The sequence below is a fragment of the Lentzea sp. genome, assembly GCF_035525475.1.
Lineage (GTDB): Bacteria > Actinomycetota > Actinomycetes > Mycobacteriales > Pseudonocardiaceae > Lentzea.
Map to the genome: position 1 here is coordinate 1 of NZ_DATLEC010000231.1, position 23577 is coordinate 23577.

The window sequence follows — 23577 nt, forward strand, 5'->3', positions numbered from 1 at the left end:
GTCGCGGCCGATGAGTTCCTTCATGATCTCGTTGGAGCCCGCCCAGATCTTCGTGACGCGGGCGTCCATCCACGCGCGGGCGACGCGGTACTCGGTCATGTAGCCGTAGCCGCCGTGCAGCTGCACGCAGGCGTCGATGACCTCGTTCTCGATGTCGGCGCTCCAGTACTTCGCCTGCGCCGCCTCGACCGGGCTCAGCTCGCCGCGGACGTGCTGCATGGTCAGGGTGTCGACGAACGCCTGCGTGACGTCGAGCTTGGTGCGCAGCTCGGACAGCAGGAACTTGTTGTGCTGGAACTTGCCGATCGCCTGCCCGAACGCCTTGCGCTCCTTGACGTACTCGAGCGTCTCGTCGAAGACGCCCTGGGCGTGCGCCAGGTTCGAGATGGCGCCACCGATCCGCTCCTGCGGCAGGCGTTCCATCATGTAGATGAAGCCCTGGCCCTCCTCACCGATCATGTGCTCCTTCGACAGGCGCACGTCGGAGAAGAACAGCTCCGCGGTGTCGGACGGGTGCTGGCCGACCTTGTCGAGCTTGCGGCCGCGCTCGAAGCCGGGCATGCCGGTCTCGACGGCGAACAGCGTGATGCCGCGCGCGCCCTTCGTCGGGTCGGTGCGGGCCGCGACGACGATCATGTCGGCGGTGTAGCCGTTGGTGATGAACGTCTTGGAGCCGTTGAGGATCCAGTCGTCACCGTCGCGCACGGCGTTCGTCTTCAGCGCCGCGAGGTCGGAGCCGCCGGACGGCTCGGTCATCGCGATGCCGGTCTTGATCTCGCCGGTGCACATGCCGGGCAGCCAGCGCTGCTTCTGCTCCTCGGTGCACAGGTCGACGAGGTAGGGCGCCACGACGTCGCCGTGGATGCCGATGCTCGACGCGACGGCCGCGTTGACCCGGCACAGCTCCTCGGCGAACACCGTGTTGAACCGGTAGTCGTTCGCGCCGCTGCCGCCGTACTCCTCGGGGATCTCCAGGCCGAGCAGGCCCTGGCGACCGGCCTCCAGCCACACGTCCCGGTCGATCACCCGTTCCTCGATGAACTTCTCGACGTTCGGCGTGATCGTGCGCTCGACGAAGGCTTTCGCCGACTCCCGGAACGCGGCGTGATCCTCGTTGAACAGCGTCCGCTGCACCACTACCTCCATACTAAGCGGTTGCTTAGACCTAAGCGCACGCTTAGCGTGCAGTACGATCCATGACCTGTCAACACGCGAGGAGCGGCCTGATGACGACGACCGGACTGGACGGGTTCGCGCTGCTCGACGAGACCTGGCGCGCGGTCACCCCGGACGCCGCGCGCCGCATGCTCATCGCCGCCGTCCAGGCGTTCGCGACCAAGGGGTACCACGCCACGACGACCAGGGACATCGCCTCACTGGCCGGAATGTCCCCCGCGGCCGTGTACATCCACTACAGGTCCAAGGAAGAGCTTCTCTTCAACATCTCGCTCGTCGGCCACGAGACCTCGCTCGCCCTGCTGTCGCGCACCGAGGGCGGCGACGCGGAGGAGCGGCTGAGGAACGCGGTGGCGACGTTCGCGGGGTGGCACGCGGAGTTCCACACGACGGCGAGGGTGGTGCAGTACGAGCTCAGCGCGCTCTCCCCGGAACACCACGCGGAGGTGGCGGAGCTGCGCCGGCAGATCGAGCGGCGGATGCGGTCGTTCATCGCGGACGGGGTCGAGGAGGGCGTGTTCGAGGTCCCCGACCTCAAGGGCGCGACCCTGGCCGTGCTGTCGCTGTGCATCGACGTCGCGCGCTGGTACCAGCCCGGCGGCAAGCGGACCCCGGACGAGATCGGCGCGTTGTACGCCGACCTCGTCCTGAGGATGGTCCGGCCGCTAGTGAACTGACCTGCGGCCGTACACGCCGGCGACCACCGAGACGCCGACCGCGGCGAGGACGATCTGGATGATCAGCTCCCACCAGTCGAACCAGCCGCTGGTCTCCTGCACGTTGAGCCATCCCGCGATGAGCGAGCCGATGAACGCCGCCACGATGCCGACGAGGATCGTCAGCCACAGCGGGATGTTCTGCCTTCCGGGCGCCACGAGCTTGCCGAGCAAGCCCAGGATCAGACCGATGACGAGTGCGCCGATGACACTTCCGATGGTCACGACCGCCTCCTCCGCTACTCCCCGGTGGGGCCGGGGAACTCGGGGGGAATCATCCCGCCACTCGTCGCGGACCGCAGCGCGAGGACTACCAGCGACTACCGCTGACCTGGCTCATCCACTGGTTGATCGTCGCGGTCCAGTCGGTGCCGGCCGCCTGCTGGTGCGACACGGCGAAACGGCCGTACGCGTCACCGCCCGCGCGGAGCAGCCCGGCGCGCTTGTCAGCCTCGAGGATCACGTGCAGCTCACCCGGCGTCGTGACGAACGTCAGCTCGACCTGCTTGACGCGGCCGGCGAACTGCGGCGGCGGGTAGAACTCGATCTCCTGGTAGAACGGCAGCTGCTGCGGCACGCCGTGGATGCGGCCGCGCTCGTTGTCCGCCTTGGTGAAGCGGAAGCCCATGTGCCCGAACGCCTGCAGCACCGCGTCCTGCGAGGGCAGCGGGTGCACCCAGATCGGGTCGAGGTCGCCGGGGTCGACGGCGCCGCGGACCTCCAGCTCGGTGCGCAGGCCCAGCTGCATGCCGGCGAGCTGCTGACCGCCCACGACGTTGAGCGGGCACTCGAACGGCACGGGGATCTGGAAGGGCAGTGAGAGGTTCTGGTGCGGCTGGACGACGATCCGCTGCCCCACGGAGAACTTGTGGAACTCCATGTTGGTGTTGTACTCGTTGTCGCCGCTCTCGACCTCGACGCGGGTGAGCAGCGCGAGCGTGACGTGGTCGATCTCGGCAGGGTGGTCGCCGCCCGCGATACGCACCTCACCGGACAGCACCTCGCCCGGCCGGACGTTCGGGTTCGTGAGCACCGTGTCGACAGTCGGCCCGCCCACGCCGAACGCGCGCATCATCCTCTTGAACACCACTGCGGCCTCCTGAAGCCCTTCGCGATTGTGCGGGGAAGTCTGCCAACTGGATCGCCCGTTTGCGGCGAGGTGTTCCGTTGACGCCTCAACCCTGCGATCGGTTCCGTATGGACTTCTGTTCACTCCGGATGGCAACATGCGACCGCCGTCACATACTAAGCGGTCGCTCAGGAGGATTGCCGTGCTGCTCGTCGCCAACCGGGGTGAGGTCGCCGTCCGCGTGCTGCGCGCGGCCGCTGACCTCGGCATTCGCACCGTGGCGGTGTACGCGGAGGACGACGCGTCCTCGCTGCACGTAACGCTCGCGGACCACGCTGTGGCGTTGCGCGGTGACTCCCCGTATCTCGATGTGGCGCAAATCCTGGACGCGGCCTCCGGCTGCCAGGCGGTGCATCCGGGGTGGGGCTTCCTGTCGGAGAACGCGGAGTTCGCTCGGGCGTGTTCGGAACGCGGGCTGGCCTTCGTGGGGCCTTCCGCTGACGTTCTGGAGTTGCTCGGTGACAAGCGGCGAGCGCGGGAGCTCGCTTCCTCGCTGGGGATCCCGGTGCTGGAGGCCGCGCCTGGCGAGTTCCCCGTGATGGTGAAGGCGGTCGCCGGGGGCGGCGGCAAGGGGATGCGGGCGGTCTTCGCCCCGGAGGACCTCGACAGCGCGGTCGAGGCGTGCCGGGCGGAGGCGCTGGCGGCGTTCGGGGTGGGCGACGTGTACTTCGAACGGCTGATGCCCTCCGCCCGGCACATCGAGGTGCAGCTGGTCGGGACGACCGTGATCGGGGACCGCGACTGCTCGTTGCAGCTGCGGCACCAGAAGGTCGTGGAGATCGCGCCCGCTCCCCTGCTGGAGCCCTCGATGCGCGAGTCGTTGCACGAAGCGGCTGTGGCCATCGCCTCCGCGGCCGGGTACACCGGCGTCGGCACCGTGGAGTTCCTGGTGTCCGGCGACTCGTTCGCGTTCCTGGAGGTCAACCCGCGGCTGCAGGTCGAGCACACCGTGACCGAGATGGTGTCCGGTGTGGACCTCGTGCGCACCCAGCTGCTGCTCACGTGGGGCGGCGAGGTGGACTACACCCCGTTGAGCCGCGGCTCCGCCGTGCAGGTGCGGGTGAACCAGACGTCCGGCGGGGTGCTGTCGTCGTTCGGGCTGCCTGCCGGGCCCGGTGTCCGCGTCGACACGCACGGGTACGTCGGATACCGGGTGGGGACGCGGTACGACGGGCTGCTCGCGAAGCTCGTGGTGCACGGCGAAGACCTCGACGTCGCGGTGAACCGGGCTCGGCGGGCGTTGGGCGAGTTCCGGATCGAGGGCGTCTCCACGAACCTGGAGTTCCTGCGGTCCCTGCTTTCCGACGACATCGTCGGTGCCACCACCGACTTCATCGTGGAGGAGCCGGCTTCCGGTATGCGTGCGCCGCTGGCGGGCACGGTGGTCGCCGTTTCTTCCGACTCCGTTGTGCTGGAAGCGATGAAGATGCAGCACGTCGTCCGGGTGTCCGGCGAGGTGCTGGTGTCGGTGGGCGACACCGTTGCCGAGGGGCAGCTGCTCGCCTCCGGCGGTGGTGAGTCCACTGAGGACGTCGCCGAGGTGGATCTGTCCTTCGTCCGGCCGGACCTGGCCGAGGTGCTGGCGCGGCACGACTTCGCACGCCCCGAGGCCGCCGCGAAGAGGCACGCGCGGGGTGGCCGGACCGCGCGGGAGAACATCGAGGACCTGTGCTCGTCGTTCGTCGAGTACGGCGGTCTGGCGATCGCGGCGCAACGCCAGCGGCGGTCGGTCGCGGAGTTGATCGAACGCACGCCCGCCGACGGCCTGGTGGCGGGTATCGGGATCGTGAACGGCCAACGGGTCGTGGCGATGTCGTACGACTACGCCGTGCTCGCCGGTACGCAGGGCATGCGCAATCACCAGAAGAAAGACAGGCTGTTCGCGCTGGCACAGCAGGAGAACCTGCCGGTGGTGCTGTTCGCGGAGGGCGGCGGCGGACGGCCGGGCGACACCGACCACAGCATGGTGAGCGGCCTGGACTGCGGCTCGTTCCACGCGTTCGCGCGGTTGAGCGGCCAGGTGCCGCTGGTCGGCGTGGTGGCGGGCCGGTGCTTCGCGGGCAACGCGGTGCTGCTGGGCACGTGCGACGTGATCATCGCGGTCGAGGGCGCGAACATCGGCATGGGCGGCCCGGCGATGATCGAGGGCGGCGGGCTGGGCGTGTTCCGGCCAGAGGACGTCGGGCCGCTGGACGTGCAGGTGCCCAACGGCGTCGTCGACATCGTGGTCGGCTCCGAAGAGGAGGCCGTCGCCGTCGCGCGCCAGTACCTCTCGTACTTCCAGGCTCCCGCAGGCGTCCCCCGCGCGAGTGCGCAGCCTTCGCCCGCGCCGCCGGGGGGACCCCTGGACTCAATTGTCCCAGACAGCACCGACAATTCCTGGCCGTCCGGCAGCGGAACGGCCGATACCGGACCGTCCGCCGATGGACAGACCGACGCGCAGACCGGTGGCGGGCAGACCGGCAGGCACACCACCGGCGGACACACCGGCAGCGGACACACCGCCGACGGCCGGCCCTGGGCGTGCGCCGACCAGCGCCTCCTCCGCCACGCCGTCCCCGAGAACCGCCTCCGCGCCTACGACATCCGCCACGTCATCACCACCCTGGCCGACACCGGCAGCGTGCTCGAGCTCCGCGCGGGCTTCGGCAAGGGCATCGTCACCGCCCTGATCCGCGTCGAGGGCCGCGCCATCGCCCTGATCGCCAACGACCCGCGCGTCCTCGGCGGCGCGATCGACGCCGACGCCGCCGACAAGTGCGCCCGCTTCCTGCAGCTCGCCGACGCGTTCGACATCCCCGTCGTCTCCCTGTGCGACACCCCGGGCTTCATGGTCGGCCCGGACGCCGAGCGCACCGCCACCGTCCGCCACCTCACGCGCATGGTCGTGACGGGCGCCAACATCACCGTCCCCTTCGGACTCGTCGTGTTGCGCAAGGCGTACGGCCTCGGTGCGCAGGCCATGGCGGCGGGAAGCCTCAAAGTCCCGCGGTTCGCCATCTCCTGGCCCACCGGCGAGTTCGGTCCGATGGGCCTCGAAGGTGCGATCAAGCTCGGCTTCAAGAAGGAGCTCGAGGCGATCGGCGATCCGCAGGAGCGCAAGCAGCGCTACGACCAGATGGTCGCCATGGCCTACGAGCACGGCAAAGCGCTGAACGTCGCGTCGGTCTTCGAGATCGACGACGTGATCGACCCGGCCGACACCCGCCGTTGGATCGCCACGGCGTTGGCCCCCACAACTTCCCGTGTGCACGGGAAGAAGCGCCCGTTCATCGACACCTGGTGAAGGAGAAGCCGTGGTCAGTGTTGCCCCGACTGAAAAGAAGACCCTGCGCAGGCTGATGGCAGCCGGACTCGTCGGGTCCAGCATCGAGTGGTACGACTTCTTCATCTACGCGACCGCAGCGGCGCTGGTGTTCCCGAAGCTGTTCTTCCCCGAGGCCACGCCGATCGTCGGGTTGCTGCTGTCGTTCAGCACGTTCTGGGCGGGCTTCGTCGCGCGCCCGATCGGCGGCCTGGTCTTCGGCCACGTCGGCGACAGGGTCGGCCGCAAGCCCGCCCTGGTCATCTGCCTGGCGATGATGGCCGGTGCCACGTTCCTGATCGGCTTGTTACCGACGTCGAGCAGCATCGGCGTCGGCGCACCGATCCTGCTCGTGCTGCTGCGCTTCCTGCAGGGCATCGCGGTCGGCGGCCAGTGGGGCGGCGTGGTCCTGCTGCTCACCGAGTCCGCCGCCGAGAACCGGCGCGGCTTCGCGGGCACGTTCGGCCAGGCAGGCGTCCCGATCGGCGTGTTCCTGGGCAACGTGGCGTTCATCCTGGCGTCGACCACGATGTCCACGGCGGAGTTCGCGGCGTGGGGCTGGCGCGTGCCGTTCCTGGCGTCCGCCCTGCTGTTCCCGGTCGTCCTCTTCATCCAGCTCAAGGTCGAGGACAGCCCGGTCTTCCGCGAGATGCAGCAGCGCCGCGCCGACGGCCCCGCCGTCGCCCACGCGCCGCTCAGGGAGGCCCTGCGCACGCACCGCAAGCCGATCCTGCTGGGCGCGGGCCTGATGTTCGCGTCCAACGCGATCTTCTACGTGTCGATCGCCGGCGTGCTGTCCTACGCCACGACGACGCTGGGCCTGTCCCGCGACTCGGTGCTGATCGTCAGCCTGCTCTCGTCGCTCGTGAGCATCCCGGCGATCCTCTACGCAGGCCACCTGTCCGACCGCATGGGCCGCCGTCCGCTGATCATCGCGGGTTCCATCGGCCTGATCGTGTGGGCGTTCCCGTACTTCCTGCTCGTGGACACGGCGTCACTCGTGTGGCTGTTCGTCGCCACGACGGTCGGTGGTCTCGCGTCCTCTCTCGTGTACGGGCCGATCGCGGCGTACCTGGGCGAGCTGTTCGAGCCGCACGTGCGGTACTCGGGCGCCTCTCTCGCGTACCAGCTGGCGTCGATCCTGGTCAGCGGCGGCACGCCGGTCATCATGACGGCGCTGCTCGGGTGGACGGCGACGTCGATGTCGGTGTCGGCGTTCCTGTGCCTGATGGGCTTCGTGACGCTGTACTCGGTGCTGAAGCTGCCGGAGACGCACCGGGCGAACGCGTGATGGTCGTTTGACCACGTTTCTTCCTCGGTCGGTTCTGCCTCCGTGAAACCGCGGAGGCAGAACCGACCGAGGAGATGACGGCGTGTCCGACAAGGTGTGGCTGGTCGACAACGCGGGCCGCACGCACATGGGTGAGGAGTTCGGGATCAAGGTCCTGATCGTCGAACCCGGCTCGTTCCGCATGAACCTGCTGCGCGCGCACACCGAGTCACGGCACACGGAGGTCTACGAGCAAGTCGCGGCGGCTGGTCGAGGCGCGTGCCGGGGTCGAGCTGTGGGAGAAGGTGTCGCGGGAGACCGATTTCGACCGCTGAGCTGGGCAAACTCACCCGAAGCCGCGGGAAATCCGGACAAAACGAGCCTTCACAGTCAAGACCTCTGCGGAACCCCGAGGCGATGCCGTACGTTCCTGCGTCGTGACCACTCTCATGGCGCGCTTCAAGCAGCGGATGCGTCGGTTCGCGCAGAAACCGGCGTCGGTAGACCTCGCCCCGTTCCAGGCTCTGCTCACGGACGTGGAAAAACACGCTGACGCGTTCAAGGCGTTCAGCGACGAGGAGCTGACGGCTCACGCCAAGAAGCTGCGCGAGGAGAGCACGGACACCGAGCTCGTCGCGCTGGCCCGCGAGGCCGCCGAGCGCGCCATCGGGCAGCGTCCGTTCGACGTGCAGGTGCTGGGCGCGCTGGGCCTGCTCAGCGGGCTCGTCGTCGAGATGGCCACCGGTGAGGGCAAGACGCTCGCCGGCGCCATGGCCGCGGCCGGGTTCGCCGTCAAGGGCAAGCGCGTGCACGTCGTCAGCGTCAACGACTACCTCGCCCAGCGCGACGCGGAGTGGATGGGGCCGCTGTACCGGCTCCTCGGCGTCACGGTGGGCTGGATCAACGGCAGCTCCAAGGCCGAGGAGCGCCGCGAGGCCTACCAGTGCGAGGTCACGTACGCGCCGGTCAGCGAGATCGGCTTCGACGTGCTGCGCGACCGGATCGTCACGAGCCCCGACGACCTCATCGTGCCCGAGCCGGAGGTCGCGCTGATCGACGAGGCCGACTCGGTGCTCGTCGACGAGGCCCGCGTGCCGCTCGTGCTCGCCGGCTCGACCAGCGCGGAGGCCGCCGACCCGGTCATCGCCGACCTGGTGAAGCGCCTGCGGCAGAACCTGCACTACGAGATCGACGACGAGGAGCGCAACGTCTTCCTCACGGGCGCGGGCTCCGAGGCCGTCGAGCGCGCGCTCGGCGAGATCGACCTGTACTCGCAGGAGCACGTCAGCTCGACGCTGTCGAAGGTCAACGTCGCCCTGCACGCCCAGGTGCTGCTGCACCGCGACGTCGACTACATCGTGCGCGACGGCAAGGTGCACCTGATCAACGACACCCGCGGCCGCGTCGCCAAGCTGCAGCGGTGGCCGGACGGTCTGCAGGCCGCGGTGGAGGCCAAGGAGAACGTCCAGACGACCGAGTCGGGCGAGATCCTCGACTCGATGACGGTGCAGGCGCTGCTGTCGCGGTACCCCACGCGCTGCGGCATGACCGGTACCGCCGTCGCCGTCGCGGAGACCCTGCGCGAGTTCTACGAGCTCGAGGTGCTCGTGATCCCGCCGAACAAGGAGAACATCCGCGAGGACGAGGACTTCCGCCTCTACGCGACGCTGGAGCAGAAGGAAGACGCGATCGTCGAGGAGATCAAGACCGTCCACGAGACCGGGCGGCCGATCCTCGTCGGCACGCTCGACGTCGCGGAGTCCGAGCGGATCTCCTCCAAGCTGCGCGACGCCGGCATCGAGTGCGTGGTGCTGAACGCGAAGAACGACGCCGAGGAGGCGTCGATCATCGCCGACGCCGGCTCGTACCGGCGCGTCACGGTCTCCACCCAGATGGCCGGTCGCGGCACGGACATCCGCCTCGGCGGCCACGAGGGCGAGGACCACGACCGGATCTCCGAGCTGGGCGGCCTGTACGTGATCGGCACCGGCCGCCACTCGTCGTCCCGCCTGGACGACCAGCTGCGCGGCCGCGCAGGCCGTCAGGGCGACCCCGGCGGCTCGGTGTTCTTCTCCTCCATGCACGACGACCTCGTCACGCAGTACGCGCCGGACGCCGAGGACCCGTCCGAAGTGGACGTCGACGGCCGCGTGCGCGACAAGGGCCTGCTGCACACCTTCGAGCACGCGCAGCGCGTCGCCGAGGGCGTGAACCTGGAGATCCACCGCAACACCTGGCGCTACAACAAGCTCATCGAGCACCAGCGCGAGATCCTGCTCAAGCACCGCGACGTCGTGATGCGCACCGACGCGGCGTACGAGAAGGTCGGCAAGAAGGAAGGCGTGTCCGACGAGGTGGCCGCCGACGCCGCCCGCAAGATCACGCTGTTCTTCCTCGACGACCTGTGGACGCACCACCTGACGTTCCTGTCGGACCTGCGCGAGGGCATCCACCTGCGTGCGCTGGCGCGGCAGAACCCGCTGGACGAGTTCCACCGCGAGGCCATCCCGGCGTTCAACAAGATCGTGCCGGAGTCGTGGGAGCTGACCGGGGAGAAGTACGAGGCGGCCAAGATCACCGACGACGGCTACGACCTCGCCGACGCCGGGGTGAAGCGCCCCAGCTCGACGTGGACGTACCTGGTGCACGACAACCCGTTCGGCTCCGGGCTCGAGGAGACGATGAAGGGTCTCGTGAAGATGGTGCGCGGCCAGCGCCGCTGACGGCTACGGCTTCCCGGGGACGACGAGGTCGTCCGCCGGTCTGGCGGGCCGGGGCAACGCCTCGGCCCGCCTGTCCGCGGTGCTCCTGGTGCTGGTCGTCATCTCCTCGGAGAGTGCTCTGATCTCCGCGAGGATGTCCAGGTGCTCCTGCGACGGCGGCGGTCCCACGAAGTTGGACCTGTTGTGCGCCGTCCGTTCCGCTCGCTCGGCCAACTGCCGGATGCGGCGGAGGAGATCGTGCTCCCCGTCCGGGAGCAAGCAGTCCATCTGCTCCATCATCCGTGCAAGCTTTCGCGCGCAACGGTCTTGCGTCGATCCCCTAGTCGGCTGATTCCAGTTTGTGCACCAGCCACGCGTGGAATCCGCCGATGTGGTGCTCCGAAGGCACCAGCACTCCCCCCTGCGCATAGGCACGAGAAGCCATCGCGGGCTGGCATCGCTCACAGGCTTCGAAGTCCTGTTCGTTCACTCGGTGGAACAGCTCGACCGAGCGAGAGACGTCACGGCCGGTGTCCACCACTTCCCTGGCGTAGAGCCAGTCGCACTCGACGACGGTCCGGTCGGCGGCGATCGGGTACATGCGGTGGAGGATCACGTGGTCGGGCACGAGGTTGATGAAGACCTGCGGCTTGACCGTGATGGCGTAGTACTTCCTGTCGCGATCCTCCTCCAGGGCGGAGAGCTTGGCGAAGCCCTCGCCGCCGTCGACCGTGAACCCCCTGATCCCGTCGCCGAACTCGGCACCGTGCCCGACGTAGTACTGGGCCGCGTAGCCGTCGGCGAACTCGGGCAGCACCTCCGTCAGCTCGGGGTGGATGGTCGCGCAGTGGTAGCACTCCATGAAGTTCTCGATGATCAGCTTCCAGTTGGCCTTGACGTCGTAGACGATGCGCCTGCCCACGGACAGCTGGTCGATCTCGTAGCCGTCGATGGCGTCCAGGCCGCCGAGGCGTTCGGTCACGGCGCTCAGCACGTCGTCCTCGAAGCCGGGCGGATCCTCGGCGAGGTTCACCCAGGCGTACCCGAGCCACTCGTGCAGATGCACCTTCGTCAGCCCATACGCAACGCGATCGACGTCTGGCATTGAGGTGAGATTCGGTGCGGCAACCAGTTTCCCGTCCAACGCGTAGGTCCAGGCGTGGTAAGGGCACTGGAACGCCCGTTTGACGCTTCCGGCCTCGTCGACGCAGATGCGCGCGCCGCGGTGACGGCAGACGTTGAGGAACGCGTTGAGCCCGCCGGTGCGGTCACGGGCGATCACCACGCTCTCGCGCCCGATCTGCACCGTGCGGAAGTCACCGGGCTTCGCGAGGTCGCTCGACCTGACCGCGCAGAACCACATCTTCTCGAAGATCTCCGCCTGTTCACGGGCGAAGATCGCGGGGTCGGTGTAGTAGCGGCCCTCAAGGGTGGAGATCAGGCTGCCGGTCATGCTCCGCCTCTCAAGCGAGCAGGGTCGAACAGGGCGATCGGGTGCCGCGTGGCCCCGTCGGTCGCGAGGTCGGCGAGGATCTCGCCGACGACGGGCACGAACTTGAAGCCGTGCCCCGAGAAGCCGCACGCCACGGTCACGTCGTCGTGCCCGGGGTGGCGGGCGATGACGAAGTGCCGGTCGGCGGTGTTGGTGTACATGCAGGTCGCGCCGCGCTGGTACGTGCCGGCGATGCCGGGCATCGGCAGTGCGGTGGCGTTCCTGATCGCGTCGACCTCGTGGTCGTGCACGACGCGGTCGACGGTGTCCGCGGTGCAGGGCTGTCCGCCGGTGTGGAACGCGACCTTCACCGCGCCGTCGATGCGCGGGAACCCGTAGAAGCCGTTGCCGTCCGCGGGGTCCCAGATGTAGACCGGGTGGTCGTCGAAGCCGTCCGCGGCGGGCGTGAAGTAGTGCTGGACAATGCGTTCGACCTCGAACGGGATCTCCAGGTCCCCCAGCAACCCCGGCGCCCACGGTCCGGGGCACACGACGACGTGCCCGGCCTCGTAGGTCGCCTCGGCCGTGGTGACGCGGCCCTGTTCCCAGTGCGTCACCGGTTCCTCGAAGCGCAGGTCGGCCCCCGCCCGGCGAGCCAGTTCGAGGTGTGCCCTCACCGCAGCCTCCGGCACGACGAACCCCGCGCCCTCCTCGTACAACGCGATCTCGTCCGGCTCCGGACGCAGGGTGGGGAAACGCTTGCGGGTCTCGCGCGCGTCCAGCACGTCGTGCTTCAGGCCGTACTGCTCGGCGCTGGCGCGGCTGCCCGTGAGCGTGCCGCTGTCCGGCGGGCCGGCCAGGACCCCGCCGACGCGGTGGAAGATCCGCTCGCCGCTGTCCCGTTCGACCTGGTCCCACATCTCGTGCGCCCTGAGCAGCAACGGCACGTACGCGGGGTCCTCGAAGTAGGCCTGCCGCGTGATGCGCGACCCGCCGTGGCTGGATCCCCGCGTGTGCACCGGCGCGAACCGCTCCAGCCCCAGCACCCGGCGGCCGCGCTGAGCGAGCCGGTACGCGGCGGCACTGCCCATGCCGCCGAGCCCGATGACGATGACGTCGTAGGCCATCTCAGCCCCTCAGCCGCTTCATCCCGGGGTCGAACAACGGCTCCCGCGCCGGGCGGGCCGTCACCCTGGCGCCGAAGTACTCGATCTCCACCTCGTCGTCGATCTCGCTGGGCAGCCAGGCGTAGGCGATGTTGAGCCCGGTCGTGTACCCGTAGGCCGCGCTCGTGACGTACCCGACCGGTTCTCCCTGGTGGTACACGGGTTCGCTGCCCATCACGACGCTGCCGGGGTCGTCGATCGTGAGGCAGGTGAGCTTCTTGGTGGAGGTCAGGTTGTGCAGCGCGCCCTTGCCGAGGAAGTCCTTGTCCATGCGGACCGCGAAGCCGAGGCCCGCCTCGAACGGGTCGTGCTCCGTCGTCACGTCGGTCCCCCACGACCGGTAGCCCTTCTCCAGCCGCAGGCTGTTGAAGGCCCCGCGACCGGCGGCGATCACGCCGTGCTCCTGCCCCGCCTCCCACAGCGTGTCCCAGAGCTTGGGGCCCATGTCCGCGGTGGTGTAGAGCTCCCAGCCGAGTTCGCCCACATAGGACAGTCGCAGCGCGGTCACCGGGACGTTCTTCACGAACCCCCGCTGCGCCGTGAAGTACCCCTTCCGCGTATCGAGCGTGTGCGCGATGCCGTCGAGGAGGTCGCGTGCTTTCGGCCCCCACAAACCGATGCAGCACGTCCCGGGCGTGATGTCCTTGACGTGCACGCCTTCCGGCGCGTGCCGGGTGAGCCAGCCGAGGTCGAGGTTGCCGTTCGCGCCGACCTGGAAGGTGGTGTGGCCGAGCCGCGCGACCGTGAGATCGCTGCGCACCCCGCCCTGCTCGTCGAGCAACAACGTGTAGACCACGGCGCCGGGCTTGCGGTCGAGGTTGTTGGTAGTCATGCGCTGCAGGAACTCCAACGCTCCGGTGCCGCTGACCTCCAGCCGCTTCAACGGCGTCATGTCGAACATCGCCACGCGCTTGCGCGTCACGAACGCCTCGGCCCCGCAGATCGGCGACCAGTACCGGCTGGCCCACTCGTTGCGAGCGGGCACCTCGGCGACCTCGGGCAGGCCGGCGTTGGCCTCGTACCAGTGCGGCCGCTCCCAGCCCGAGGCCTCCAGGAAGAACGCCCCCAGGGCCTTCTGGCGTTCGTAGAACGGGCTGGTGCGGATCGGCCGCGGGCTTTCCATGGGCTGCAACGGGTGCAGCAGGTCGTAGACCTCGACGAAGTTCTGGCAGCTGCGCTCCAGCACGTAGTCCGGCGCCAGCTGCACCTGCTCGAACCGCCCGAGATCGCTGGAGTGCACATCCAGCTCCGGCTGTCCGTCGACGATCCACTCGGCCACCGCCCGCGCGACACCGGCCGAGTGCGTGATCCACACCGCCTCCGCGACCCAGAACCCCCGCAGGCCAGGATGTTCCCCGAGCAACGGCATCCCGTCGCTGGTGAACGAGAACAGCCCGTTGAACCCGCGGTCGACCCCCGCCTCCGCAAGCGCGGGAATCAGCTCGACGGCCGCCTCCCACGACGGCTCGAAGTCCTCCTTGGTGAACGGCAGCTCCGAGCCGGTGATGTCGTGCGCCTCGATCGGCATCGGCTTGTGCCCGTACGCCCCGATGCCGATCGCCTGACCGTGCGAACGGAAGTACAGGTCAGCTTCCTGGTGCCGCAGAATCGGTTGCCGCGCAAGCACTTCCGCACTCACCCGGACGTTCCCGGTGAACGCGTACTGGTGCGCCATCGGCACCAGCGGGATCGTCAGCCCGACCATCTCCCCCAGCACCGGCCCCCACATCCCGGCGCACGACACGACGATGTCGGCCGGAAAGGCGCCGGTCCCGGTGCGCACCCCCGTGACGCGATCGCCGGCCGTCTCCACCCCGACGACCTTCTGCCCGAACACGAACCGCGCACCGCGCTCAGCAGCGCGTCGCGCCTGGACCTCCGCGGCCTGAACAGGCTTCGCAAGACCATCGCTCGGAATCAGGAACCCACCGAGGACCTGCTCCCGGTCCAGCAGCGGGTGCAGTCGCACCACCTCGTCCGCATCGATCAACCGGCTCTCCACACCCCACGACGTGGCCCAGCCGTGACGCCTGCTCAGGTCGGCGAGACGTGCCTCGCCGGTGGCGATCTCCAGGCCACCGACCTGGTCGAAGCACCCGAGCGCGGTGTACTTCTCGACGGTGTAGCGGGCGAACTGGGTCATGCTGCGGCACGAGTTCGTCTGGAAGACCAGGCCAGGCGCGTGACCGCTGGACCCACCCGCCGCGAAACCACCGGCCTGGTCGAGGACCGTGACGTCGGTGAAACCCCGTTCGGTGAGCTCGTCGGCCAGCGCGCACCCGACGATCCCCGCCCCCACGAGCACCACGCGAGGCACTTCACCAGGCATCAGGACACCCCTTCGCCGTCGTTGCGCGCAACGGAACCCGTTCCGCCATCAGCAACAAAGTGCGGCCAGCGCGACAAACTGTCAATACTGCCGTTCGGGCGTCAGAGGTGCGGTGGTGCGCGAAAACCGGGCAATCAGGCGGGTTCGGACACGGTGGTGCCACACCGCGGACACCCAGGTGTGATGCGGTGCCGGCGAACTCAGCCGGCGAAGTACCCGAGCTGCGCCGACAGCTCCCCGGCCGCCGACGCCATCGCCGGAACGATCTCCTCGACCCGCTGCCGCGACAACCGGTAAGACGGCCCGGAAGCACTCATCGCCGCCACGACCTCACCGCGATGCCCGCGCACCGGCACGGCCACCGCGTGCAACCCCAGTTCCAGCTCCTCGAAGCACGCCGCGTACCCCTGCCCGGCCACCGCCTCCAGCTCGGCCAACAGGTGATCAGGATCAACGATCGTGTGCTCGGTGTACGAGTCGAGCGGTAGCGAGGCCAACCGCTTGCGCTCCTCGGCCGGCAGGTACGCGAGCAGGACCTTGCCGGACGACGTGGCGTGCAGGGGCGTGCGCTGGCCGATCCAGTTGACGGCCGAGACGGCAGCCGAACCGCGGGCCTGGGTGATGTTGATGGCGACGCCGGCGTCGTGCACGGCGATGTTGACGGTCTCGCCGAACGAGTCGGCGAGGGTCTGGCAGACGGGTTGGCCCAGCTTGGTCAGGTCCATGCGGCCGGTGGCGGCACCGGCCAGGCGGACGACGCCGAAGCCGATGGCGTACTTGCCGCGTTCTCCGAGCTGCTCCACCAGACCGCGCGACTCCAGCACGGAGACGAGTCTGGACACCGTCGACTTGTGCACGCCCAGTTCCCCCGCGATCTCGGTGATGCCTGCCTCGCCCTGGGCGAGGAGCTCGAGCACGCTGATGGCCCTGTCCACGGACTGCACCTGAGCTGCCGAGTCGGAGTTGCTCATCGCGCAACAGTATCCGGCAGGTAAAACAAGCCGGTCGACCTCTTGACGGCGCGTCGTGGGAGACGCACATTGTGTTGCGTCATTCGGAACGCGTGCCGTTTCACGCAACGGAGGCCGACGATGATCCGCGTCTGCGCTCTCATGGACCTGCCCCCTGGGGACGCGGTCCGCGTCGTCGGTCCTCATGCGCCGATCGCGGTGTTCAACGCCGACGGTGCCCTGTACGCGATCGACGACACCTGCACCCACCAGGACGCCTCTCTCAGCGAGGGCTGGCTGGAGGGCTGCTTCGTCGAGTGCCCGCTGCACGCCGCGAGCTTCGACCTTCGCACGGGCGAGCCCACGTGTCCGCCCGCCAAAAGATCCGTGAAGACCTACCCCGTCCACGTGGAGGATGGAGAGGTCTATGTCGATGTCGAGGTGAACAAGGACGTGGCGTGAGAACGATCGCGATCATCGGTGCATCACTCGCCGGTTTGAGGTCTGCGCAGGCACTGCGCCAGCAGGGGTTCGACGGACGGCTCGTCGTCGTCGGCGACGAGGTCCATCTGCCCTACGACAGGCCTCCTCTCTCGAAAGACTTCCTCCTCGGCAAGGTCGAGGCGGTGCCGCTCGCCGACCAGGAGGACCTCGACGCGCTCAACGTCGAGTGGCGGCTCGGCGTCCAGGCGACCGGGTTGCTCTCCACGCGGGAGGTCGCGTTGAGCGACGGCACGACGGTCGAGGCCGACGGTGTCGTCATCGCGACGGGAGGAATCCCGCGCACGATTCCCGGTGCCCACGTGCTGCGCACCCTCGACGACGCCATCAAGCTCCGCGACGCGCTCGCCGGCGCTCAGAGCGTCGGTGTCATCGGCGCCGGGTTCATCGGTGCGGAGATCGCGTCGAGTGCGCGTGCTCTGGGCAAGGACGTCACCGTCGTCGAGGCATTGCCCGCACCGCTCATGCGTGTGCTCGGTGCCGAGATGGGCGCTGCGGTAGGACTGCTGCACGGCGACCATGGATCGACATTGATCACTGGAGTCAATGTTGACTCAATCAACGTCGACGGCGGAATCAACCTCGCGGATGGACGCAAGGTTGACGCCGATGTAGTCGTTGCGGGCATCGGTGTGCGTCCAGCGACCGACTGGCTCGCCGGTGGACCGGTCAAGGTCGACAACGGCGTCGTGTGCGACGCGGGCGGCGTGACGGACGTGAAGAACATCGTGGCCGTCGGCGACGTCGCGAACTGCGCGGGAGTCCGCGCCGAGCACTGGACGTCCGCGACCGAGCAGGCGCAGATCGCCACCCGCAACTTGCTCGCGGGAGAGACCGTCGCGAAGCACACCAACGGCGGCTACGTCTGGTCCGACCAGTACGGCGTGCGAATCCAGTTCATCGGACGAGCGACGGAGGACGTTCGCATCGAAGATGGGTCGATCGATGACAGGAAGTTCGTCGCCACCTACCGGGACGGAGAGAACGGAGACGACGTCGTCGGCATCGTGGCGATGAGCAACGCCCGGCTGTTCACGCGGCTGCGCAGGAATCTCAAGTAGAAGACGGTCGCCACGGTTTACCGCCACCGGCGACCGGCTACACCCCGATGTCCTTCGTGGACAGAAGAACAGGGAGGCCCCGTGTCGCCGGTGCGGCAGATCATCAACCCATACGACCGGAGTGTTCTCACCGAGGTCGAGGACCACACCCGCGACCAGGCGATCGCCGCGATCGCGAAGGCCAGGAACGCCTTCGACCACGGAGACTGGCAGCACTCCGCCCCCGAGCACCGCGCCGCCGTGCTGAACCACGTCGCGGACCTCCTGGAACGCGACAAGGAGGACATCGCCCGCACCGAGACGCTCGACACCGGCAAGACGCTGGTGGAGAGCCGCATCGACGTGGACGACGTCGTCGCCGTGTTCCGCTACTACGGCAACCTCGCCGGGCTGCTGCACCCGAAGATCGTCCAAGGCGCCCCCTCGGACGTCGTCAGCCGCATCGACTACGAACCCGTCGGCGTCTGCGGCATGATCGCTCCCTGGAACTACCCGCTGCTGCAGATGTCCTGGAAGATCGCTCCGGCCCTGCTCGCGGGCAACACGCTCGTCGCGAAGCCCAGCGAGATCACGCCGCTCACCACCATCAAGCTGTTCGAGCTGTTGCGGGAGGCCGGACTGCCCGACGGCGTCGCGAACCTCGTCCTCGGCACCGGGCCCGAGGTCGGCGCGCCGCTGAGCGAGCACCCGGACGTCGACCTGATCTCGTTCACCGGCAGCCTCGCGACCGGCCGGCGGATCATGGCGTCGGCGGCGAGGACCGTGAAGAAGGTCGCGCTCGAACTGGGCGGCAAGAACCCGAACATCGTCTTCGCCGACGCCGACCTCGACACCGCCGTCGACTACGCGCTCACGGCCGCGTTCTTCCACGCCGGGCAGGTCTGCTCGTCGGGCACCAGGCTCCTCGTGCACTCCAGCGTCTACGGCGACTTCGTCACCGAGGTCGCGCGCAGGGCCGACAGGATCAAGCTGGGCAACGGTCTCGACGAGGACACCGAGTCCGGACCGCTCGTCAGCGAGGAGCACCGCGCCAAGGTCGAGAGCTACGTCGAGCTCGCGAAGCAGGAGGGCGCCACCCTCGAGGCGGGTGGCCGCAGGCCGGAGGAAGCCGAGCTGCAGAACGGTTTCTTCTTCCGCCCCACCGTCTACGCGGACTGCCACAAGGACATGAGACTCGTCCAGGACGAGACGTTCGGCCCGATCATCACCGCCGAGCGCTTCGGGTCCGAGGAGGAGGCCGTCGCACTGGGCAACAACACCGACTACGGCCTCGCGGGCGGCGTCTGGAGCCAGGACCTCGACAAGGCGCAGCGCGTCGCGAAGAGGCTGCGCCACGGCACGGTCTGGATCAACGAGTTCGGCCCCTACCTGCCGCAGGCGGAGTGGGGCGGCTTCAAGCGGTCCGGCGTCGGCCGCGAGCTCGGCACCGCGGGCCTGCACGAGTACACCGAGCCCAAGCACGTGTACCAGAACCTCAAGCCACAGGCCCAGAACTGGTTCGCGCGAAGGGACTCCCGATGACCGCCTACGACTACGTGATCGTGGGCGGCGGGACGGCGGGGTGCGTCCTCGCCGCGCGGCTCACGGAAGACCCGTCGGTCACGGTCGCGGTCATCGAGGGCGGGCCGTCCGACGTCGGCGACGAGAAGATCCTGAACCTGCGCAACTGGATCAAGCTGCTCGAGACCGAGTACGACTACGACTACACGACGGTCGAGCAGCCCCGCGGCAACTCGCACATCCGGCACAGCCGCGCGAAGGTGCTCGGCGGGTGCTCCAGCCACAACACGCTGATCTGCTTCACCCCGTTGCCGCAGGACTTCGACGGCTGGGGCCACGGCTGGACGTGGGACGCGATCCGGCCCTACCACGACAAGATCCAGCTCAACATCATCCCGGTGGCCGGGAAGGACAGGAACCCGATCGCGAAGGACTTCGTGGCCGCCGCCCGGCAGGCCACCGGCGTCCCGGAGGTCGACGACTTCAACGCGAAGCCGTTCGAGGACGGCGCCGGCTTCTTCTCCATCGCCTACCACCCGGAGAAGAACAACCAGCGCTCGTCGGCGTCCACCGCCTACCTGCACGAGATCCTCGGCAGCCGCAGGAACCTGACGCTGCTGCTGAACACCTGGGCGAACAAGATCGAGTTCGACGGCACGCAGGCGATCGGCGTGCACACCGACAAGGGCTACGTCGAGGCGGACAGAGAAGTGCTGCTCTGCGCGGGCGCGATCGACACCCCGCGGCTGATGATGCTCTCCGGCGTCGGCGACGCCGAGCACCTCAGCGGCATCGGCATCGAGCCGAAGCACGACCTGCCCGGCCTCGGCGAGAACCTGCTCGACCACCCCGAGTCGGTCATCGTCTGGGAGACCACGGCACCGTTACCGGAGAACTCGGTGATGGACTCCGACGCGGGCCTGTTCATCCGGCGCGACGAGACCGACCCCCGGCCGGACCTGATGTTCCACTTCTACCAGATCCCGTTCACCACCAACACGGAACGCCTCGGCTACCCGAAGGTGGAGCACGGGGTCTGCATGACGCCGAACGTCCCGAGGCCGCACAGCAGGGGCAGGCTGTGGCTGAAGTCCAGCGACCCGGCCGAGAAGCCCGCCCTGGACTTCGGGTACTTCACGGATCCCGACGGCTACGACGAGCAGACCCTCGTCGACGGCCTCAGGATCGCGCGCGAGATCGCCGCGCAGGAACCGCTGAAGTCGTGGCTCAAGCGGGAGATCGCGCCCGGCCCTGACGTCACGAGCGACGAGGCGTTGTCCGAGTACGGCCGCAGGGCCGCCCACACCGTCTACCACCCGGCGGGCACGTGCGCGATCGGGTCCGTTGTGGACGGTGACCTCAAGGTCATCGGTCTCGAAGGCCTGCGGGTCGTCGACGCGTCCGTGCTCCCCACCATGCCGACCGTGAACCCGATGGTCACGGTGCTCATGATCGGGGAACGCGCCGCCGACCTGATCAGGGGAACTCAGGCCTAGCCCTGCAGGCGGAGCAGGCGCAGCGCGAGCTGCACCTCCAGCACGCGCTCCGGCGACTGCCAGTCGGCGCCGAGCAACGACGAGACCCGGTCGAGCCGTTGCGTGACCGTGTTGACGTGCAGGTGCAGCTCCGCCTTGGCGCGGCTGAGGTTCGCGCCGCAGCGGAAGTACACCTCCAGCGTGCGCACCAGTTCCGTGCCGCGTTCGGTGTCGTAGTCGAGGACCGGCCCCAGCACCGAGCGCACGTAGCCCGACACGTCCGCGCGGTCGCCCAGCAGCACGCCGACGAACCCCAGGTCGTCCAACGTGGCGGCGTCCTTCTCGCGCCCCAGCTGCTTCAACGCCTTCAGGCACCGCCGCGCCTCCTCGAAGGCCGCCGCGATCGCCACCGGACCCGCGACCGGCCCGCACGCGCCGACTGTCGCATCCAGCGCCTTCGCCACGTCACGCGCCACGCCGGTGGACGACGACGGCAGCGCCAGCACGACGTCACGTCCGCGCGACCCCGCCAGTCCTCTGTGGACCGAGGCGTAGTGGGTGGCTCCCGACAGGTTCCCGTCCGCCACCAGCACGACGTGCGGAGAGGTCAGCTCGACGCCCACCCGCCGGGCCCGCGCCAGCAGCCCGGTGGCGTCACGGCCGTCGAGGATGTCGGTGATCAGCTCGCCGCGGACCTTGTTCTCCGCCTCGGCCACGGTCCGGCGCAGCAGCAACAACAACGCCGTCACCGCCGCCGACCGTTCGAACAGGCGCCGGTCCGCGTCCGAGAGGTCGGGGCGGCCCGAGAGCGCGATCCCGCCCAGCAGCTCGGATCCGGCCAGCACCGCGCACACCCACAGGTCGTCGAGCAGCACGGCACGTCCGTTGGCCCGCACGGCCTGCGAGGGCACGGTCTCCAGCACCTCGACCGGACCGCCGAGCAGCTCCCCCACCGCCGCGGCCACCTCGGCGGAGGAACCGCCGCGCAGCACCAGGTCCGTGAGCCGGTCGTGGGCCTCCTCGGCCCGTCTCATGGCCTCGTTGTGCGACTGGATCGTCGCGAACAACGACGCCGTGTCGATCGCGATGGCCGCGTGGTCGGCCAGCGACTGCAGCAGCGCGACTTCCTCCGGCGGGAACTCGCGCGGGGTCCTGTCGGCCGCGTACAGCACGCCGATGACCTTCGAGTCGAGCTTCAGCGGCACGCCCAGGATCGCGGTCAGGCCCTCGTCGCGCACCGCCGAGTCGATCGGCCTGGTGTGGTTGAAGCGGGCGTCGGCGAAGTAGTCGGAGGTCGCGTACGGCCGTGCGGTCTGCGCGACCAGTCCGCCCAGGCCCTCGCCGAGGCCGAGCCGGACCTTCTGGAACAACGGCGAGAACGACCCGTCCGTCACCCTCATGTAGGTGCCGGCCGGGTCGTTCATCGACAGGTAGGAGACGTCCGTCCCGAGCAGCGTCCGCGCTCTGCGCACGATCGAGCGGAGAACCGCGTCCGGGTCGCGCATGCCCGCGAGCTCGGACGCGGTCTCGAACAACGCCGCCAGTTCGGCCTCACGCCGTCGTGTCACACCCCAACCCTGTCACGTTCCTCCAGGTCCGCACCACGGGTCTCCCGCGCCAGCAGGATCGCCACCACCGTGATCACGCACGTGATCAGGACGTAGATCGCGATGGGGAACGACGACCCGTACGCCTGCAGCAGCGCCGTCGCGATCAACGGCGCCAGCGCGCCCGCCGCGATCGACGCCAGCTGGTAACCGACCGACGCACCCGAGTAGCGCACCCGCGTCCCGAACAGCTCCGAGAAGAACGCCGCCTGCGGCCCGTACATCGCGCCGTGCAGCACGAGTCCCACGGTCGTGGCGAGCGTGATCAGCACCGGGTCCTTGGTGTCGAGCATCGCGAAGAACGCGAAGATCCACCCGGCCATGCCGACCGCGCCGACCAGGTAGATCGTCTTCCGCCCGAACCTGTCCGAGAGGTGGCCCCAGATCGGGATCGTGATCAGGTGCACGGCCGAGGCGATCAGCACCGCGTTGAGCCCCACCGACTTCGAGAGCCCCAGCCCGGTCACCACGTAGACGAGGATGAACGCCGTGATCACGTAGTAGGACACGTTCTCGGCGAACCGCGCGCCCATCGCGATCAGCACCTCGCGCCAGTTGTGCTTCAGCAGCTCCAGCGCGGGCGCCTTCTCCTGGACGGGCTCCTTCGCCCGCTTCTCCTGCGCCGCCAGGAAGACCGGCGACTCGGACACCGTCAGGCGGATCCACAGGCCGATCACCACGAGCACGCCCGAGAGCAGGAACGGGATCCGCCAGCCCCACGCGAGGAAGTCCGCGTCCGACTGCACCGCCGCGAGCACCGCCAGCACGCCCGTCGCGAGCAGGTTGCCGCACGGCACACCGGCCTGCGGCCACGACGCCCAGAACCCGCGCCGCTTGGGGTCGCCGTGCTCCGACACGATCAGCACGGCCCCGCCCCACTCACCGCCGAGCGCGAAACCCTGCACCAGCCTCAGGAGCGTGAGCAGCAACGGCGCCAGGACGCCCACCGACGCGTACGTCGGCAGCACACCCATCAGCATCGTCGCGCCACCCATCAGCAGCAACGACAACACGAGCAGCTTCTTGCGCCCCAACCGGTCGCCGTAGTGGCCGAAGACGAGGCCGCCCAACGGTCGTGCCAGGAAGCCGATCGCGTACGTGGTGAACGCGAGCAGCGTTCCGGTCAGCGGGTCCGCCGTGGGGAAGAACAGCTTGTTGAACACCAGGGCGGCTGCCGAGCCGTAGAGGAAGAAGTCGTACCACTCGACAGTTGTCCCGATGAGCGAAGCGCCTACCACCTTTTTGATCATCGACAACTC

At 68.9% G+C, this 23577-nt stretch carries 18 protein-coding genes; 8 read left to right on the forward strand and 10 right to left on the reverse strand.

Annotated elements, in window-relative coordinates; translation table 11 throughout:
• The coding region (locus VM306_RS34970) for an acyl-CoA dehydrogenase family protein (protein ID WP_325522596.1) at positions 1-1134 on the reverse strand (1134 nt) is incomplete at its 3' end.
• Positions 1135-1226: 92 nt separating this feature from the next.
• Here VM306_RS34970 and VM306_RS34975 point away from each other — a divergent pair.
• Entirely contained in the window at positions 1227-1853 is a 627-nt protein-coding gene (locus tag VM306_RS34975) for a TetR/AcrR family transcriptional regulator (RefSeq protein WP_325522598.1), read from the forward strand.
• Here VM306_RS34975 and VM306_RS34980 read toward each other — a convergent pair.
• Positions 1842-2117 (reverse strand): GlsB/YeaQ/YmgE family stress response membrane protein, encoded by a 276-nt coding sequence (locus tag VM306_RS34980; protein WP_325522600.1) that lies wholly within the window; start codon positions 2115-2117, stop codon positions 1842-1844. The two genes, VM306_RS34975 and VM306_RS34980, sit on opposite strands and share 12 nt — an antisense overlap.
• An 85-nt stretch (positions 2118-2202) precedes the next feature.
• Positions 2203-2982 (reverse strand): sporulation protein, encoded by a 780-nt coding sequence (locus tag VM306_RS34985; RefSeq protein WP_325522602.1) that lies wholly within the window; start codon positions 2980-2982, stop codon positions 2203-2205.
• A gap of 136 nt (positions 2983-3118) precedes the next feature.
• On the opposite strand from VM306_RS34985, the gene VM306_RS34990 reads away from it, so the two are divergent.
• The 3 genes from VM306_RS34990 to secA2 all read left to right on the forward strand — a co-directional run bounded on the left by VM306_RS34990 (position 3119) and on the right by secA2 (position 10318).
• Positions 3119-6307, forward strand: a complete 3189-nt coding sequence (locus VM306_RS34990) for a carboxyl transferase domain-containing protein (RefSeq protein ID WP_325522604.1) — start codon at positions 3119-3121, stop codon at positions 6305-6307.
• A gap of 10 nt (positions 6308-6317) precedes the next feature.
• Positions 6318-7616 carry an MFS transporter gene (locus tag VM306_RS34995; RefSeq protein WP_325522606.1) on the forward strand — a complete coding sequence of 433 codons (1299 nt, stop codon included), beginning with the start codon at positions 6318-6320 and terminating at the stop codon, positions 7614-7616.
• Positions 7617-8032: 416 nt separating this feature from the next.
• On the forward strand, positions 8033-10318 hold the full coding sequence (gene secA2, locus VM306_RS35000) for an accessory Sec system translocase SecA2 (RefSeq protein WP_325522608.1): 2286 nt from the start codon (positions 8033-8035) through the stop codon (positions 10316-10318).
• Between the two features lie 3 nt (positions 10319-10321).
• On the opposite strand, the gene VM306_RS35005 is transcribed toward secA2, so the two are convergent.
• The 5 genes from VM306_RS35005 to VM306_RS35025 all read right to left on the reverse strand — a co-directional run bounded on the left by VM306_RS35005 (position 10322) and on the right by VM306_RS35025 (position 16195).
• A complete protein-coding gene (locus VM306_RS35005) occupies positions 10322-10585 on the reverse strand; it encodes a hypothetical protein (RefSeq protein ID WP_325522610.1) in 264 nt (87 codons plus the stop codon).
• A gap of 52 nt (positions 10586-10637) precedes the next feature.
• The gene (locus tag VM306_RS35010) at positions 10638-11750 is read right to left on the reverse strand and encodes an aromatic ring-hydroxylating dioxygenase subunit alpha (protein ID WP_325522612.1); all 1113 of its coding nucleotides are present in this window, start codon (positions 11748-11750) and stop codon (positions 10638-10640) included.
• A complete protein-coding gene (solA, locus tag VM306_RS35015; RefSeq protein WP_325522614.1) occupies positions 11747-12856 on the reverse strand; it encodes an N-methyl-L-tryptophan oxidase in 1110 nt (369 codons plus the stop codon). The genes VM306_RS35010 and solA overlap by 4 nt, the downstream gene beginning before the upstream one ends.
• 1 nt (position 12857) lies before the next feature.
• Entirely contained in the window at positions 12858-15224 is a 2367-nt protein-coding gene (locus VM306_RS35020) for an FAD-dependent oxidoreductase (protein WP_325522616.1), read from the reverse strand.
• A 200-nt stretch (positions 15225-15424) separates the two neighbouring features.
• Positions 15425-16195, reverse strand: a complete 771-nt coding sequence (locus VM306_RS35025; RefSeq protein ID WP_325522618.1) for an IclR family transcriptional regulator — start codon at positions 16193-16195, stop codon at positions 15425-15427.
• A 120-nt stretch (positions 16196-16315) separates the two neighbouring features.
• Here VM306_RS35025 and VM306_RS35030 point away from each other — a divergent pair, with 120 nt between their 5' ends.
• The 4 genes from VM306_RS35030 (at position 16316) to VM306_RS35045 (ending at position 20732) form a co-directional block, all read left to right on the forward strand.
• Positions 16316-16636, forward strand: coding sequence for a bifunctional 3-phenylpropionate/cinnamic acid dioxygenase ferredoxin subunit (locus tag VM306_RS35030; RefSeq protein WP_325522620.1), 321 nt, complete (start codon positions 16316-16318; stop codon positions 16634-16636).
• On the forward strand, positions 16633-17736 hold the full coding sequence (locus tag VM306_RS35035; protein ID WP_325522622.1) for an NAD(P)/FAD-dependent oxidoreductase: 1104 nt from the start codon (positions 16633-16635) through the stop codon (positions 17734-17736). The genes VM306_RS35030 and VM306_RS35035 overlap by 4 nt, the downstream gene beginning before the upstream one ends.
• 81 nt (positions 17737-17817) lie before the next feature.
• Positions 17818-19257 (forward strand): aldehyde dehydrogenase family protein, encoded by a 1440-nt coding sequence (locus VM306_RS35040; RefSeq protein WP_325522625.1) that lies wholly within the window; start codon positions 17818-17820, stop codon positions 19255-19257.
• Positions 19254-20732, forward strand: a complete 1479-nt coding sequence (locus VM306_RS35045; RefSeq protein ID WP_325522627.1) for a GMC family oxidoreductase — start codon at positions 19254-19256, stop codon at positions 20730-20732. Before VM306_RS35040 ends, VM306_RS35045 begins: the two co-directional genes overlap by 4 nt.
• Here VM306_RS35045 and VM306_RS35050 read toward each other — a convergent pair.
• Positions 20729-22279 (reverse strand): helix-turn-helix domain-containing protein, encoded by a 1551-nt coding sequence (locus tag VM306_RS35050; RefSeq protein ID WP_325522629.1) that lies wholly within the window; start codon positions 22277-22279, stop codon positions 20729-20731. The genes VM306_RS35045 and VM306_RS35050 overlap by 4 nt on opposite strands.
• Positions 22276-23568 carry an MFS transporter gene (locus tag VM306_RS35055; protein ID WP_325522631.1) on the reverse strand — a complete coding sequence of 431 codons (1293 nt, stop codon included), beginning with the start codon at positions 23566-23568 and terminating at the stop codon, positions 22276-22278. The genes VM306_RS35050 and VM306_RS35055 overlap by 4 nt, the downstream gene beginning before the upstream one ends.
• Between the last annotated feature and the right edge of the window lie 9 nt (positions 23569-23577).

Bases quoted from the DNA above. Each gene is read 5' to 3' on its own strand.
- VM306_RS34975 (WP_325522598.1), top strand. From the start codon at position 1,227: ATGACGACGACCGGACTGGACGGGTTCGCGCTGCTCGACGAGACCTGG.
- VM306_RS34990 (WP_325522604.1), top strand. From the start codon at position 3,119: ATGCGACCGCCGTCACATACTAAGCGGTCGCTCAGGAGGATTGCCGTG.
- VM306_RS35005 (WP_325522610.1), bottom strand. From the start codon at position 10,585: ATGGACTGCTTGCTCCCGGACGGGGAGCACGATCTCCTCCGCCGCATC.
- VM306_RS35010 (WP_325522612.1), bottom strand. From the start codon at position 11,750: ATGACCGGCAGCCTGATCTCCACCCTTGAGGGCCGCTACTACACCGAC.
- solA (WP_325522614.1), bottom strand. From the start codon at position 12,856: ATGGCCTACGACGTCATCGTCATCGGGCTCGGCGGCATGGGCAGTGCC.
- VM306_RS35020 (WP_325522616.1), bottom strand. From the start codon at position 15,224: ATGCCTGGTGAAGTGCCTCGCGTGGTGCTCGTGGGGGCGGGGATCGTC.
- VM306_RS35025 (WP_325522618.1), bottom strand. From the start codon at position 16,195: ATGAGCAACTCCGACTCGGCAGCTCAGGTGCAGTCCGTGGACAGGGCC.
- VM306_RS35030 (WP_325522620.1), top strand. From the start codon at position 16,316: ATGATCCGCGTCTGCGCTCTCATGGACCTGCCCCCTGGGGACGCGGTC.
- VM306_RS35045 (WP_325522627.1), top strand. From the start codon at position 19,254: ATGACCGCCTACGACTACGTGATCGTGGGCGGCGGGACGGCGGGGTGC.
- VM306_RS35055 (WP_325522631.1), bottom strand. From the start codon at position 23,568: ATGATCAAAAAGGTGGTAGGCGCTTCGCTCATCGGGACAACTGTCGAG.